The organism is Sphingobium sp. B1D7B (assembly GCF_025961965.1).
In the GTDB taxonomy this organism is placed as follows: Bacteria; Pseudomonadota; Alphaproteobacteria; order Sphingomonadales; family Sphingomonadaceae; genus Sphingobium.
Window position 1 is genome coordinate 2,327,875 of record NZ_JAOQOR010000001.1, and the last position, 14,379, is coordinate 2,342,253.

The 14,379-nt window shown below is 63.1% G+C and carries 13 protein-coding genes; 8 read left to right on the forward strand and 5 right to left on the reverse strand.

Annotation, left to right across the window (positions count from 1 at the left end):
* Positions 1 to 159: 159 nt before the first annotated feature.
* Positions 160 to 1,428 carry an ATP-dependent Clp protease ATP-binding subunit ClpX gene (clpX, locus tag M2336_RS10830; RefSeq protein ID WP_181559306.1) on the forward strand — a complete coding sequence of 423 codons (1,269 nt, stop codon included), beginning with the start codon at positions 160 to 162 and terminating at the stop codon, positions 1,426 to 1,428.
* A gap of 85 nt (positions 1,429 to 1,513) precedes the next feature.
* On the opposite strand, the gene M2336_RS10835 is transcribed toward clpX, so the two are convergent.
* The 3 genes from M2336_RS10835 to M2336_RS10845 form a co-directional block, all read right to left on the reverse strand.
* The gene (locus tag M2336_RS10835) at positions 1,514 to 2,002 is read right to left on the reverse strand and encodes a DUF3237 domain-containing protein (protein WP_264572532.1); all 489 of its coding nucleotides are present in this window, start codon (positions 2,000 to 2,002) and stop codon (positions 1,514 to 1,516) included.
* Positions 2,003 to 2,096: 94 nt separating this feature from the next.
* Positions 2,097 to 2,588 (reverse strand): DUF3237 domain-containing protein, encoded by a 492-nt coding sequence (locus tag M2336_RS10840; protein ID WP_264572533.1) that lies wholly within the window; start codon positions 2,586 to 2,588, stop codon positions 2,097 to 2,099.
* A 28-nt stretch (positions 2,589 to 2,616) separates the two neighbouring features.
* On the reverse strand, positions 2,617 to 3,015 hold the full coding sequence (locus tag M2336_RS10845) for a nuclear transport factor 2 family protein (protein ID WP_181559309.1): 399 nt from the start codon (positions 3,013 to 3,015) through the stop codon (positions 2,617 to 2,619).
* A gap of 255 nt (positions 3,016 to 3,270) precedes the next feature.
* Here M2336_RS10845 and M2336_RS10850 point away from each other — a divergent pair, with 255 nt between their 5' ends.
* The 6 genes from M2336_RS10850 (at position 3,271) to M2336_RS10875 (ending at position 9,663) form a co-directional block, all read left to right on the forward strand.
* Positions 3,271 to 4,194 carry a MarR family winged helix-turn-helix transcriptional regulator gene (locus M2336_RS10850; protein ID WP_264592986.1) on the forward strand — a complete coding sequence of 308 codons (924 nt, stop codon included), beginning with the start codon at positions 3,271 to 3,273 and terminating at the stop codon, positions 4,192 to 4,194.
* 74 nt (positions 4,195 to 4,268) lie between these two features.
* Positions 4,269 to 5,732, forward strand: a complete 1,464-nt coding sequence (locus tag M2336_RS10855) for an aldehyde dehydrogenase family protein (RefSeq protein ID WP_264572535.1) — start codon at positions 4,269 to 4,271, stop codon at positions 5,730 to 5,732.
* Between the two features lies 1 nt (position 5,733).
* The gene (locus M2336_RS10860) at positions 5,734 to 6,240 is read left to right on the forward strand and encodes a nuclear transport factor 2 family protein (protein ID WP_181559312.1); all 507 of its coding nucleotides are present in this window, start codon (positions 5,734 to 5,736) and stop codon (positions 6,238 to 6,240) included.
* On the forward strand, positions 6,240 to 7,340 hold the full coding sequence (locus tag M2336_RS10865; protein WP_264572536.1) for an NAD(P)-dependent alcohol dehydrogenase: 1,101 nt from the start codon (positions 6,240 to 6,242) through the stop codon (positions 7,338 to 7,340). Before M2336_RS10860 ends, M2336_RS10865 begins: the two co-directional genes overlap by 1 nt.
* Positions 7,337 to 8,185 carry an alpha/beta hydrolase gene (locus tag M2336_RS10870; protein ID WP_181559314.1) on the forward strand — a complete coding sequence of 283 codons (849 nt, stop codon included), beginning with the start codon at positions 7,337 to 7,339 and terminating at the stop codon, positions 8,183 to 8,185. Before M2336_RS10865 ends, M2336_RS10870 begins: the two co-directional genes overlap by 4 nt.
* Before the next feature lie 23 nt (positions 8,186 to 8,208).
* Complete coding sequence (locus M2336_RS10875) at positions 8,209 to 9,663, forward strand: carotenoid oxygenase family protein (protein ID WP_264572537.1); 1,455 nt, start codon at positions 8,209 to 8,211, stop codon at positions 9,661 to 9,663.
* 125 nt (positions 9,664 to 9,788) lie between these two features.
* Here M2336_RS10875 and M2336_RS10880 read toward each other — a convergent pair whose 3' ends face one another.
* Both M2336_RS10880 and M2336_RS10885 read right to left on the reverse strand, forming a co-directional pair.
* Positions 9,789 to 11,147 carry an MFS transporter gene (locus M2336_RS10880; protein WP_264572538.1) on the reverse strand — a complete coding sequence of 453 codons (1,359 nt, stop codon included), beginning with the start codon at positions 11,145 to 11,147 and terminating at the stop codon, positions 9,789 to 9,791.
* A gap of 108 nt (positions 11,148 to 11,255) precedes the next feature.
* Positions 11,256 to 11,810, reverse strand: a complete 555-nt coding sequence (locus M2336_RS10885) for a hypothetical protein (RefSeq protein WP_264572539.1) — start codon at positions 11,808 to 11,810, stop codon at positions 11,256 to 11,258.
* Between M2336_RS10885 and M2336_RS10890 the strand changes: the two genes are divergently transcribed.
* Entirely contained in the window at positions 11,788 to 14,301 is a 2,514-nt protein-coding gene (locus M2336_RS10890) for a TonB-dependent receptor (protein ID WP_264592987.1), read from the forward strand. The two genes, M2336_RS10885 and M2336_RS10890, sit on opposite strands and share 23 nt — an antisense overlap.
* Positions 14,302 to 14,379 lie beyond the last annotated feature (78 nt).

Genomic DNA, 14,379 nt, shown 5'->3' on the forward strand with positions numbered 1-14,379 from the left:
TTCTTTCCATTATGGCTTTTGAGCCGGCAATGTCTGGTTTACGCTATTTGGCGACATTTTCGGCACTTGTGATGCTGCAAGAAGCCGGTCTAGGATGACCGACGGAAAGAGCATCTGGGCAATTGGCGCGAGACGGCGCCAGACCAAGGAAGAGATTGAATGACAAAGCTCACAGGATCGGATTCGAAGAGCACGCTCTACTGCTCGTTCTGCGGAAAGTCGCAGCACGAAGTGCGTAAGCTCATCGCCGGCCCAACCGTGTTCATCTGCGATGAATGCGTCGAATTGTGCAACGATATCATTCGTGAAGAGACCAAAGGTGGTCTGGTCGGCCGCAAGGAAGGCGGCGTGCCGACGCCTCAGCAGATTTGCGATGTGCTGAGTGATTATGTCATCGGCCAGCAGCGCGCCAAGCGCGTGCTCTCGGTGGCTGTGCACAATCACTACAAGCGGCTGGAGCATGGCGGCAAGGCGGGCGATGTCGAGCTGGCCAAGTCCAACATCCTGCTGATCGGCCCGACGGGTTGCGGTAAGACGCTGCTCGCGCAGACGCTGGCCAAGACGTTCGACGTGCCGTTCACCATGGCGGATGCGACGACGCTGACCGAAGCTGGCTATGTCGGCGAGGATGTCGAGAACATCATCCTCAAGCTGCTCCAGGCGTCTGACTATAATGTCGAGAAGGCCCAGCGCGGCATCGTGTATATCGACGAGATCGACAAGATCAGCCGCAAGGCGGAGAATCCCTCCATCACCCGCGACGTGTCGGGCGAGGGCGTGCAGCAGGCGTTGCTCAAGCTGATGGAAGGCACGACCGCCTCGGTGCCCCCGCAGGGTGGCCGCAAGCATCCGCAGCAGGAATTCCTGCAGGTCGACACGACCAACATCCTGTTCATCGCCGGCGGTGCCTTTGCGGGGCTGGAAAAGATCATCGGCGACCGGCTTGAGGGCAAATCGATCGGCTTTGGCGCGCATGTCGCAGCGCCCGACGAACGGCGTACGGGTCAGCTGCTCAAGCAGACCGAGCCGGAAGATCTGCTCAAATTCGGCCTGATCCCCGAGTTTGTCGGTCGTCTGCCGGTCATCGCGACGCTGGAAGACCTGGACATCGCTGCGCTGGTGCAGATCCTCACCGAGCCCAAGAACGCGCTGGTGAAGCAGTATCGCAAGCTCTTTGAGCTGGAAGATGTCGAGCTGACGTTCACCGACGAAGCGCTGACGGCGATTGCTCAGCGCGCCATCGAGCGCAAGACCGGCGCGCGTGGTCTGCGGTCGATCATCGAGGCGATCCTGCTCGACACCATGTTCGATCTGCCGACGATGGAAGGCGTGACCGAAGTCGTGGTGGACAAGGATGTGGTGGAGGGCCGTAAGGACCCCGTCCGCGTCTTCGGTGCGGAAAAGCGCCAGGCGGGTGACGCGGCCTGATCGGATAATCTGACCGGCATGAAAAACGCCGCCGCCGGGGCCCGAGGGCTCCAGCGGCGGCGTTTTCGCTTGTTCAGTCAAATGCTCAGTCGAGCGTCTGCTTCACCGCATAATAAGTGAAGATCGAGTGATCGGGGTTGGACCGGCGGCTGCCGGTGCCGATGATCAGCGTCTTGCCCATCCAGTCATGTGGCCCCTCGGGCACCACGAATGTGGGCGAGAAGCAGAAATAGGCCGGCTGCGGGGTGCCGTCATCCAGTCGCGCCTCGCCCGGCTTGGCCGGGATGAGATAGCCATTGTTGTTGATGTAGATCTTCGTGCCGTCATCGGCCTGCAGCATATAGTGCGACTTGATGACGATGGTGCCATCGCCCCGCACGTTGGCATAATCGGCGCCGCTGTCCGGAATGACGATGCCGGACAGGCGCGGGCCGTAGATCGTGCCGCTGGCGCAGGGCGTGTAACCCTGATAGCCGCCACCCGGCAGCGGGCCGACCGTGCAGCGTTCAGGGCGGAAATTTACCCGCATTTCGAACACATATTCGAGATGGGCGGGGACTTGCGGATCGTTCATCGCATGCTCTCCTCTTGGCTGGATAAGGCACTGCCGCCGCCCTGCGGAAAGTGCAAGGCGGCGGCAGCTGGATTTCTTTGGAAGGCGTCAGCCGTCAGAGCAGCATGAAATAGTGGATGCGGTTGGCCTTCGGGATCTTCTCGGCAACGCCGACGAAGATGTGCTTGCCCAGCCATTCGTGCGGGCCTTCGGGCACGTCGAACTTGGGGCTCACCCGCATATAATATTCGTCCGGCCCCACATCTTCGTTGCGGGCCATGCGCTCCATGGCGTCACCTTCGGCCCAGCGATAGCCGCGGCTCTGCAGATAGATCGGCGTGCCGTCATCGGCTTCCAGCATGTAGCGCGCGTCGAAATCGATCACGCCATTGGGGCGGGACAGCGGATAGTCGCCGCCGCTCATCGGGATGACCCGGCCGCGAATGCGGGGGCCTTCGAAGGTGCCTTGGGCTGCCCACACGGCAGCGCGGGTCGCGCCCATGCTGGTGGGGGAAATCCACACCGCCGGTGTCAGGTCGATCGACACCGTGAAGGCGAATTCGAACTTCGGCGCGAAGGGATGGGGGGCAATCTCGGGCGTTACCATGAAGTGCAATCTCCTTTTTCGATGACTATCAAACAGCAGCTGTGGCGGGCAGCGTCTTGTACCGCGCGCCGAGAATTTGCGCGAACTTGCCGTCGCGCAGATAATAGAAGCCAAGGCTCTCGATGTTGAGGGTTTGCCCCTTCATCAAGGGGCCGGCGATGAAGTCGGGCCAGTCTTCCAGGCCGTAGAATTCGGTGCGAACATGGCAGGCGAGGGTGCCCGGACCGGCCGCGACGGCGAGAATGTCGAGCGTTTCGCGGACCTTGGACTTCACGTCGCGGTAGAAATCCAGAATGGCGGAACGTCCTATGATCTGGCGCTTCTCGCCCAGGTTGAACACCACGTCATCGCAATAATAGCGGCCGAAACCTTCGAAATCGTTCGCATTGAAGCGGGCGATGTAGTCGGCATAGTCGTCCTCGGTCATCCTGCGCTCCAAGAAAATTCTTGTTGTTGATTCTTCAACAGCTAAGCGGGTGGCCGCTCAGGTTCAACTGAAAAACGTCGATCTGCTTAACCGACATGCTTGCCAAGCCCCGGAATCTGGCCGATTGTTGCGCATGATAACATTGCCCATCACGGGGTCCGCCTGTTTGTGACGATGCCTGCAAAACAAATTGCCATTGCTGCACCTGAGATTGATTGGGCCGTAGAAAGACCGCGTGTTCCGCTCGATCAGGTCATGCGGGTGTTCCTGCGCAAGCCGGGGTTTCTGCTCAATCGCATCGATCAGATCGCAAATGCCCTGTACGGATCGGTGGCCTGCGGGGGCGAGACCTTGTCGCAGGCGGAAATGATGCTGGCGATTGCCGAGCGTCCGGGGAGCGATCAGGTTCGCCTCGCGCGGGCCTGCGGCAGCGACACCTCGACCACGGCGATCGTGCTGCAGAATCTCGAACTGACCGGCCTTATCGCCCGCCAGCAAGATGATCGGGATCGGCGGCGCAGTCTGCCGGTGCTGACGGCGGCCGGGGAAGCCCGCATGGACGAAATCCGGTCGTCCTTCGCCCAGCTTCAGGCGTTGCTGCTCGACCCGCTGAGCGACGACGAGCGCGGGGTGGCCATGGCGCAGCTCTCCAGCCTGGTGGAGGCCGGCAATGACGGCGCGCCGCGGTGGGACAGGCAGGACTCCTATCTGGCCAATGTGCCCAGCATGCTGTTCCGTCGCGCGCTGCAGATTCTCCATGCGCATTTCAGTGAGCAGGTCGCGCCGATGGCGGTGACCCTGCGCCAGTTCTCCGCGATGGTGATACTCGATCTGCATGGCGGCCTGAGTCAGGTCGAGTTCGCGCGGGTCTACGGGCTTGATCCCTCCACCTGCGCGATCGTTCTCAAGAAGCTGGCCCAGCGGGGGTGGTTGCAGGCAGTGCCGTCTCCGCAGGATCGTCGCAAGACGCTCTATTTCGTCACCGATGAGGGCCGGCACCAGATCGACCGCCTCCAGGCCAGCGCGGATGCAACGGAAGATGCGGTGCGATCCAACATATCGGCGCGCGCCTTCGAAGCGCTGCTCCCGCCCTTGCAATCCGTGGTGCGCGCGCACTCGGCGATCCTGCGCTATCCGGGCTTTTTCCCTTGGGATCATGAACCGCCGCAATCCTGTTGATTGCGCGTTCAACATCGATATACAACGACGTCTGACTAATTGAGGCGAGTCTCTCGCCTTTGGGGAGGACGTTCATGGCGGATATCGAACGGCGCAGCGTGCCCGTGCACAACCCACGCAGCGGCGCGACCGACTTTATGATGGAAATTGCGACGGCGGAGGACGTGGCGGCGAAGGCTGACCGTCTCCGGCGCAACCAGCAGGCCTGGGGTGCCAAGCCGCTCGCAGAGCGCATCGACGTCATGCAGCGCTGGCTGGGCGAGGTCGCCAAGCGCGCCAGCGTCATCGCCGAGGCTGATGCGATCGATACGGGCGGGTGCCACACCTCCTATCTCCAGGGCTTCATCACCATGGGCAATATCGGCGGCTGGATCGAGGACGCGCAGGCCGCGCTCGATGCGGCAAGCTATACCGGCCCCTCCAAGGCCATGCCGCAGGTGGAGGTGCGCACGCAGTTCGTGCCCTATCCGCTGGTCGGCGTGATCGGCCCTTGGAACGCGCCGATGATGCTGGTGCTGCTCGATGCCATTCCGGCCCTGTTCGCCGGTTGCGCCGTGCTCATCAAGCCCTCGGAAGTGACGCCGCGCTGGGTGCAGCCGTTGTTCGAGGCCGTGGCGCAGGTGCCGGAACTGGCCGGCGTGTTCGATTATGTTCAGGGCGATGGCGAGACGGGGCGGGCGATCATCGACACGGTCGACCTCGTCTGCTTCACGGGCAGCGTACCCACCGGCCGCAAGATCGCCGTGCAGTGCGCCGAGCGCCTGATCCCCTGCTATCTGGAACTGGGCGGCAAGGACCCGGTGATCGTCACGGAAACCGCAGATCTGGAGCGGGCGACCACCGCAGTCCTGCGCGGCGCGGTTCACGCCAATGGCATGGTCTGCTTCTCGGTCGAGCGCATTTACGTCGCCGAGGCCATCCACGATGCCTTCGTCGCGCTCCTGGTCGAGAAGGCGAAGAAGGTGCGCCTCAACAGCGACGATCCGCGCGCCGGCCATCTCCATCCCTTCACCTTCGCACCGCAGGCAGAGATTGTGACGCGCCACATCGCCGACGCGGTCGGGAAGGGAGCCAAAGTCCTCACCGGCGGGGCCGTCGAGCAGATCGATGGCGGGCTCTACATGCGCCCGACGGTGCTGACCGGCGTGACCCACGACATGCTGGTCATGCGGGACGAAACCTTCGGGCCGATCCTGCCGGTCATGCCGTTCAAGACGGTTGAGGAGGCGATTGCCCTCGCCAACGACACCATTTTCGGCCTTACGGCGAACGTCGTTGCGGGCAGCGCGGAAGAAGCGATGGCGATCGGCCTGCAGATCAATGCCGGCTCCGTGTTCATGCAGGATACCTTCCTGACCTTCGCCAAGAACCGCACGGTTGGCAGCAATGCCTTTGGCGCGTCCGGCGTGGGCGGCGGCTCGCGCACCGGCCCGGAGGCGATCCTGCGCTATGTGCGCCGCAAGGCCCTGCTCACCAACCATGGCGAGCCGGCCGATATCCAGAACGATCACCATCTTGGAAAACCGGGAGGACACTGACATGGCATGGGAACTGAGCGCACTCGACCGGCTCGAAATTCAGGAGCTTTATTCGCGCTACGCCTGGGGGATCGACCTCGCCGATGAAGAGACGGCGATGTCCACCTTCGCGCAGGACGCCTGGTTCGATCACCTCTGGCAGGGCCGGGTGCAGGGCCACGAGGCGATCCTGGAGAATCTGCGCTCGCTGTGGAACGACCGGCAGAGCTGGTGGTATGGGCGCCAGCACATCATGAACACGCTGATCATGGACCCACGCCCGGAGCAGGGCGAGGTGGACGTGCGCTGCTTCTTCCAGATCCTACAGTTTCAGACCGATTACCACACCAACTTCGTGTTCGGCATCGGCACCCGGCAGGACCATGTGACCAAGAAGGAAGGCGTGTGGCGGTTCCAGTCACTGCACGTCAACGCCTGGACCGCCGCCGATCAGGTGCCGTGGAAAGGCGAGATCCTGCTCAAGAAAAAGCCGAGCCATCAGGCTCCGCCGGTTGCGGGGAAGAAGTGATGCAGATCACCGCTGCCGTCAGTCGCGGCAATCAGCCGGCGCCGGTGCTTGAAACGCTGGAGCTGGAAGCGCCGCGCGCGGGCGAGATGCTCGTGCGTATGGTCGCGGTCGGCATCTGCCACACCGATTTGCATGAGCATCCGGGGCGTCACGCGCCGCATCCTATCGTGCTGGGTCATGAGGGCGCGGGCGTGGTCGAGGCTCTGGGTGAGGGCGTGCGCGGGTTCGCGGTGGGCGACCATGTGCTCCTCTCGGGCAGCAGCTGCGGCGTGTGCCCCAGTTGCGTGGCCGGTCGGCCGACCTATTGCGATCTGGCGATGCCGATGAACTTCGGCGGCAAGCGCCTCGATGGCTCGACGGCGCTGGCGTGCAGGGATGAGCGCATCCACTCGCATTTCTTCGGCCAGTCTTCGTTCGCGACGCACAGCATCGTGCCGGAGCGCACGGCGGTGAAGGTGGACAAGGATATTCCGCTGGAACTGCTGGCCCCGCTCGGCTGCGGAGTCATCACTGGCGCCGGATCGGTGATCGAGGCGCTGAAGGTGGGGGCAGGGGATACCATCGCGATCTTCGGGGTCGGTGGAGTCGGCCTCTCTGCGGTGATGGCCGCCAAGCTGGTGGGCGCGAAGCGGATCGTCGCGGTGGACATCAACCCGGGCCGGCTGGAGCTTGCGCGCGAACTGGGCGCGACCGATGCGATCCGCTCCGACGGCGAGGACGTCGCCAAGCAGATTCGCGCGGTTACCGGTCGCGGCGTGGACTTCACCTTCAACACCACCACCGTGCCAGCCGTCCACACCATGGCGCTGGAATGCCTCGCAATGAACGGCACTGCCGGCTTCGTCGCGGCGCCTCGGGGGGAATGGGCGCCGGCCATGTTCCCCATGCTGGCCGGTGGCAAGCAGTTGCGCGGCATACTCGGCGGCGACGCCAATCCGCGCACCTTCCTGCCGATGCTGATCGATTACTGGCGGCAAGGGCGCTTCCCGTTCGATCGGCTGATCGAGACCTACGCCTTTGATGAGATCGGCAAGGCGTTTCATGATTGTGAGGCGGGCACGGTGATCAAGCCGGTGCTCAAGGTTGGAGATGCTGCATGACCCCCGAAATCCGCAAACAGCTTGAAGCGTTCGGCACGGAACTGACCCCGGACATGATGGGCGGCACGCAGGGAATCTACCGCGCCCTGCAGCCCGGCATTCCGGCGGGCGCCAGGGTGACGCGCGACCATCAATATGGTCCCGATGCACGCAATCGGCTGGATATCTTCACACGCGACGGGCTTTCCGGCGCGCCGGTGCTGGTCTTCGTCCATGGCGGCGGCTTCGTGATGGGCGACAAGACCACCGAAGGCTCGCCCTTTTACGACAATATCGGCAGCTTCGCCGTGGATGAGGGCTATGTCGGCGTCACCATGACCTACCGGCTCGCCCCTGCCGCCACCTGGCCGGCCGGCGGCGAGGACGTGGCCAATGCCGTCATCTGGCTACGCGAGAATGTGGCGCAATTCGGCGGCGATCCGGACCGCATCTTCGTGATGGGGCAGTCGGCGGGCGCGGTGCACGTGGCCGATTGCGTCGCGCGCTTCTCGCCGCAGATTGCCGGCGCGCTGATGTGCTCGGGGATTTACGACGTGGCCGCGGCCGAGCCGAACCAGTTCCAGAAATCCTATTATGGCGAGGACCCGGCCGGCTGGGCGCAGGCGTCCACCGTGGCCGGGCTGCTCACCAGCAAGATCCCGCTGTTCTTCTCGGTCTGCGAGTTCGATCCGGTGCCGTTCCAGCAGCAGGCCGCGAGCCTGGCTGCCCGCTACGCCATAACCAACAAGGCCTTTCCAAGGCTGCATTGGCTGGGAGGCCACAACCACCTGTCACCTGTGCTCGAGATCGGGACGCCAGACAGCGACCTTGAGCATCACATCATGAACTTCATCGCCACCGTCTGAGGCAGATTCTTCAGGAGGACCCCATGGTCGAACCCATTCAATTTCCCGATGTCGAGTTGTATCGCGGCTGGGGCGAGCCGATGCGCGCCAATATCGAGCTGCGTGGGCTGGAGCTGATTTCCGGCGCCATCCCCGATGGGCTGGAAGGCGGCCTGTATCGCGTCGGCGCCGACCGGCAATATCCCTCCGGCCGCACCGATGACATCTTCATTGATGGCGAAGGCCAGATGCACATGATCCGCTTCAAGGACAATCAGGCGGACTATGTCGTCAAATGGGTCGAGACGGATCGCTACAAGGCGCAGAAGGCCGCCCGTCGCGGGCTCTTCGGCAGCTACCGCAACCGCTATACGGTCGATGAAAGCGCCAAGGAAATCCATCTTGGTACGGCCAACACCACGGCGATGTTCCATGCCGGCCATCTCTATGCGTTGAAGGAAGATGACCTCCCTTACGAGATCGACCCCGACACGCTGGAAACCAAGGGCCGCGTCGACTTCGACGGACAGATATTGTCCGAGACGTTTACGGCGCATCCCAAGGTAGACCCGATCACCAACGAGCTGCTGGCGTTCGGCTATCAGGCCAAGGGCGATGCGACCAAGGATTTCGTGTTCTACGTCTTCGGGCCGGATCGCAAGATTAAGACCGAGATCTGGTTCGAGATGCCCTATGCAGCCTGCGTCCATGATTTCGCGATCACCGATGAATGGGTGGTCGTGCCGTTCTTCCCGCTCATCACCGATCTCGACGTGGTGAAGCAGGGCGGGCCTTATTATCAGTGGCACCCCGATCAGCCTGTGCATGTCGCGCTGGTGCCGCGTTATGGCAAAGCGGAGGATATTCGCTGGTTCAAGGGGCCAACCGGCAGCGCCGGTCACATGATGAATGCCTATCGCGAAGGCACGAAGGTCCATCTCGACCTGTGCTATTATGATGGCAATTGCTTCCCCTTCTTCACCACGCCGCAGGGCGAGGAGACAGCGCCGGTTCCGCCATTCCTGACGCGCATGACGTTCGATCTCGCCAGCAATGAGGACAGCTTCACCACCCAGCGCCTGCTGAACATTCCGGGCGAGATGCCGCGCACGGACGATCGCTATCAGGGGCGGCCCTATCGCTATGGCTTCCTGCTCGCACGCGCGCAGGATGGATCGAGCGGCACGGCGCGGTTCGACAACCAGACAGGCGAGTTCCAGATCTGGAAGCCTGGCCCGGGCGATAGCGTGCAGGAGGCGCAGTTCGTGCCGCGCACGCCGGACGCGCCGGAAGGCGATGGGTGGCTGCTCGTGCTGGTCGCACGCGGTGCTAAGAACCGCAGCGATCTGGCCATTCTGGACGCGCAAAACCTGGCGGCCGGGCCGGTTGCGCTGCTCAAGCTGCCCGTCCGCGTTCGCTCGACCTTCCACGGCACCTGGGTGCCGGAGGAGACGCTCAAGAGCGGCCAGTATAATATGAAGCTCAGCTCGGCGGCCTGATCGCTTACACCTATCGGCCGACCGGTTCCCTGTAGACCGGGCGGGCCTCAAACAGAAAGGGCGGCCCTCGCATCATCGCGAGGCCGCCCTTTTCCTTTTCACCCGACCACCGTCGAGCGCGCATATCAATGCGCGAGCGCGACGGGCTCTCTATCCTTCGCCTCTTCCTGGCGGCGGATATAGGCGAGGGCGAACATCAAGATCGCGGTGCCAAGCGGTAGCGCTGCCGTCAGCGCGAGGGTGAGTTGCAGCGAGTAGTGCTGGGCGAGCGCGAAGCCGCCCGCAATCGGCGCCACGATGCCGCCAATGCGCCCGGCGCCACCGGCCCAGCCCAATGCCGTGCTGCGCATCCGGGGCGGATAGACTTGGGCGATCATCGTGTTGAGGCCGGACTGTCCGCCGGTCTGGAAGAACTGCCAGGTGAGCAGCGCGACCACGAAGAAGGCGGAGTAGAAGGGCACCCAGCCCAGCAGGTTGATGGTCACGGCCAGCATGACATAGAAGCAGGCGATGAGCAGGGCAGGGCGCATCCGGTCCATCAGCCAGCCGATGGAGAGCGTGCCCGCGACCCCGCCGAGATAGCCGATCATGGCGACCTTCGCGAAATCCTGGATGGGGACGCCCGCCATTTCGAGGAAGAAGGTCGGCATCCAGGCGCTAAGCAGGGCCGTGTTGGTCATGCTGAGGGTGCAGGCAGCCCAGACCAGTGCCGTCATGGTCAGGCGACCCTCGGAGAACACGTCGGACAGCTTGGCCTTGCGCCCCTTGGCGCCACCGCTCTCGATCACGAACAGTTCGTCGCCCCGCAGGTCGACATTGCGGTCGATCTTGCGGATCGTGGTCGCGATCCGCTGGTCGGACGGGTTGCGCTCGGCCCGGAACTTGAGCGATTCCGGCACGATCAGGAAGAGCAGCACCGCGCAGGTAATCGGCACAAGGCCGCCGATCCAGAAGCCGCTTTCCCAGCCATAGCTGTCCAGCAGCCACGCCGCGACGACGCCGCTGGCGGCACTGCCGGTCGAGAAGCCGACAAGCGCCAGAGAGATCAGCGTCGAGCGTTTGCGCTTGGGGGTCAGCTCGGAGATCAGCGCCATGGCCATGGGCAGGCCCGCCGCCATGAACACGCCGGCAATGCCGCGCAGAACAGCCAGCTGCGTAAGCGTCTGGGCATGGATGCTGCCGATGGTGATCGTGCCGAAGATGAGGCAGGAGACCATGAGCATGAACCGCCGTCCGAACCGGTCCGCCAGCGGGGCGATGCTGAAGGCACCAATGGCGAGGCCGATCTGCTGATAAACGAACACCTTGGTCATGGCCTCGGAGGTCTCTCCGAAATCTGCAGCGATGGCCGGCGCGATCTTGCCGATCATGAAGATATCGAACCCGTCGATGAAGCAGACCAGAACGCAGACGAGCAGCGCCATGATCTGGGTGGCGCTGATCCGCGACCGATCGATGAAGTCTTCGACGTCAAACCTGTTCATATTCAGCCATCCCGCATCCATCCGGCCGACCAGCCGGGCTTTTTATCGGATTGCACCAAAACACGGTGTTGATGGGGAATCAACATCCTTATAGGGCAAAGTTGCAGATTAGCGGTTGTGACGGGCGGCGATGTCGCTCATGGGGCCCGCGCGAGAGCCGGTGCGACGCGGTTTCGACGGGATCGGAACAAGAGGCGCCACCGGCCCGCAGGCCAGGGTCCATCGTGGCATGGATGCGACACTTTCTGACAAAGTCATCAATATTTCCTGCTCGATGAGAAATTTTCTTGTTTTCTCATCGGTGCTCTTCCAATGGCGCAGGCTGGAGTATCGGGCAAAGTCAATATCTCGGAGTATTGGCGATGCTCGGCTGGTCTTATGCCAGCGGGAGAAGGATGCAGTACAGGCGAAGCCCGTGGCTTCGATCAGGCCCTCATCGTGCCTGATCGGCTCACAGGCAAAGGCGATCTCGTTCGTCTTGGCGCATAAGTCCTCTCTGCTGATCACTCCAATAACGCGGTGAAGCTGCGTGGTGTCCTGGCCCGTTTGCGGGCGGCGCTGTCTCCGGGCGGCGCGGGGATGCGGCGCGGCATTCACCCATCGATCAATGGGCCTGCGCCCGCGTTTTGGGAGATTTGGAATGTCGTTTTCGTTGAGGAACAAGCTTCTGGGCATGGCGGGTGCGTCCGTCTTTGCCATGAGCATCGCAGCGCCCGCACAGGCGCAGGACGATGCCGCTGCCCAGGCGCAGTCCCCGCGCGCCGGTGTCGAAGAGATCGTCGTGACCGCGACGCGCTCGGCCACCAACCTGCAGGAAACGCCGCTGGCCATCACCGCCGTGACCGCTAATGCGCTGACCGATCGGGCGATCAACAACATTCAGGACGTCGCGGCGATCGTGCCGAACGCCAGCTTCGCGGCTGCCAACGCATCGTTCGGGCGCGCCGTGCAGGCCTATATTCGCGGCATCGGCCAGTATGACTTCAACCTGGCGTTCGAGCCGGGCGTGGCCTTCTATGTCGACGACCAATATTATGCGCTGCTCGCCGGCTCGACCTTCGATCTGCTCGATCTTGAGCGCGTCGAAGTGCTGCGCGGTCCGCAGGGCACGGTGTTCGGCCGCAACGCCATTGGCGGCGCCGTCAACCTGATCTCCAAGGCACCTGACGCGACACCTTCGGCCTATGTCGAAGCGACCGTGGGCAGCTACAACCGCACCGACCTGCGCGCCGGATTTAACGTGCCGCTCTCGGAGAACCTCTTCTTCCGCGTCTCAGGCGTTTCGAAGAAGCGCAAGGGCTACCAGAAGCTGCTCGACTTCCGTTGTGACATGGTGCGTCAGGGCACGCCTGGCCTCGCCGGCAGGTTCCCCTCGCTCGATCCCTCGGACGGCTTCCTCTCCGGCGCCTCGCAGACCGATTGCGAACTGGGCCGCTATGGCGGTGAAAGCGTCGTCGCCTTGCGCGGTGCGCTGCGTTACGCCGGCACCGGCATCGACCTGACGCTCTCGGCTGACTACACCAACGATGATTCCCCGGCGGTGGCGAACAAGCAACTGCGCATCGTGCCGAGTGCAGCTACGCAGGCGCTTGATGCGGCCGTTTATCAGCCGCTGTGGGGGGTCAGCTATGACAGCCGCTTCCTCACCAACAGCCCCTACACCACCTACGCCACCTATTGCGATCCGATCCCGGCTGGGACCAACATCGCCGGCACCTATTATAACGGTGGGTCGGACCGTGGCGGCCAGTGCTTCGACCGCAAGGCTGTGATCGAGAATTACGGCTTCAGCGGCAAAGCCGTGGTCGATCTGACCCAGGACCTGACGCTCACCGTGCTGGGCAGCTACCGCAACGTCTTCACGACGGCGGTGAACGATACCGACGGGTCGCCGCTGAGCCTGCAGACCACCAAGTCCATCATTACGCATGAGCAGTGGACGGTCGAACCGCGCCTCAACTACACCAGCCCGCTGTTCGATGTGACCGCCGGTCTGTTCTACTACAAGGGCAAGGGCCTGACGACGTCCAACGTCTCGATCCCGTTCCTCAACTTCCAGCAGAACGCCCGCATTAGCGTGGATAGCGAAGCCAAGGCCGCTTATGCGCAGGCGCAGGTTCGTCCGCTCGATCGGCTGCAGCTCACCGCTGGCCTGCGCTACTCGGAGGATACTAAGGACACGCTGTTCAACAACGGCCAGGGCGGCATCATTCGCCCCGTGCTCGTCAAGGACGACCGCATCGATTACCGCTTCGGCGCGGACTACAAGCTGACCGATTCCGTGATGGTCTACGGCTCGATCGCGTCGGGCTATCGTCCCGGTGCGTTCAACCCGCGTCCGTTCCAGGCCTCGCAGCTCGTGCCCGTCGCGGCCGAGGAAATGGTCGCCTACGAACTCGGCTTCAAGGGTGACTTCTTCGACCGTCGCCTGCGCCTGAACGTGGCCGGCTTCTATTCGGACTACTCCTCGCGCATCGTCTCACAGAGCGGTTCGGAGTGCATCAACAATGGCACGACCGGTGTCTGCACGCTCGCCGGAACGCAGGTCGATCCGGCTGTGACCGGCGGCAACGAGCTGTGCCGCGCCTATAATCCGGCAACGGACGGCGCGGTCAACCTCGCGCAGGGCATTGGCGTGGCTTGCATCTCCAAGACCAACTACGTCAATTCGCCGGGCAAGGTGAAGGGCTTCGAGGTCGAGCTGGAGGCCCGTCCGGTCGATGGCCTGACGTTCAACCTCGCGGGCGGTTACACGCACTTCGATGCGCCGGAACTGCGGAACGATCCGCTCGTCGTGAACCAGACGCCGGTCTATGTGCCGCAGTGGACGGGTTCGGCTGGTATCCAGTACGAGATCCCGGTCGAGCAGCTGGGTGGCTCCATCACGCCGCGGATCGACGGCTTCTACCAGTCGAAGATCTCGTTTAACTCGCGCAGCCCGATCGCCCAGATCCCCGGCCGCGCCGTGTTCAACGGGCGGATCAGCTACCAGAACGATGCGGGCGACCTAACCGTGGCGGTCGGTGCGACCAACCTGTTCAACAAGCAATATTACTACAACATCTTCGATCTGGTGCCCTTCGGCCAGCCCACCACGGAAGCCCAGCCGGGCCGTCCCCGCGAGTGGTATCTCTCGGTGCGCAAGAGCTTCTGACCAGCGCCTGACAGCATCAGGCTGACATGAAGGAAGGCCGCCCCGGAGACATCCGGAGCGGCCTTTCTCTTTTAGTGC

Coding starts and splice junctions, on each gene's coding strand:
- M2336_RS10850 (WP_264592986.1), top strand. CDS start 3,271: ATGCGGGTGTTCCTGCGCAAGCCGGGGTTTCTGCTCAATCGCATCGAT.
- M2336_RS10880 (WP_264572538.1), bottom strand. CDS start 11,147: ATGAACAGGTTTGACGTCGAAGACTTCATCGATCGGTCGCGGATCAGC.
- M2336_RS10840 (WP_264572533.1), bottom strand. CDS start 2,588: ATGGTAACGCCCGAGATTGCCCCCCATCCCTTCGCGCCGAAGTTCGAA.
- clpX (WP_181559306.1), top strand. CDS start 160: ATGACAAAGCTCACAGGATCGGATTCGAAGAGCACGCTCTACTGCTCG.
- M2336_RS10875 (WP_264572537.1), top strand. CDS start 8,209: ATGGTCGAACCCATTCAATTTCCCGATGTCGAGTTGTATCGCGGCTGG.
- M2336_RS10860 (WP_181559312.1), top strand. CDS start 5,734: ATGGCATGGGAACTGAGCGCACTCGACCGGCTCGAAATTCAGGAGCTT.
- M2336_RS10890 (WP_264592987.1), top strand. CDS start 11,788: ATGTCGTTTTCGTTGAGGAACAAGCTTCTGGGCATGGCGGGTGCGTCC.
- M2336_RS10855 (WP_264572535.1), top strand. CDS start 4,269: ATGGCGGATATCGAACGGCGCAGCGTGCCCGTGCACAACCCACGCAGC.
- M2336_RS10865 (WP_264572536.1), top strand. CDS start 6,240: ATGCAGATCACCGCTGCCGTCAGTCGCGGCAATCAGCCGGCGCCGGTG.
- M2336_RS10845 (WP_181559309.1), bottom strand. CDS start 3,015: ATGACCGAGGACGACTATGCCGACTACATCGCCCGCTTCAATGCGAAC.
- M2336_RS10870 (WP_181559314.1), top strand. CDS start 7,337: ATGACCCCCGAAATCCGCAAACAGCTTGAAGCGTTCGGCACGGAACTG.
- M2336_RS10835 (WP_264572532.1), bottom strand. CDS start 2,002: ATGAACGATCCGCAAGTCCCCGCCCATCTCGAATATGTGTTCGAAATG.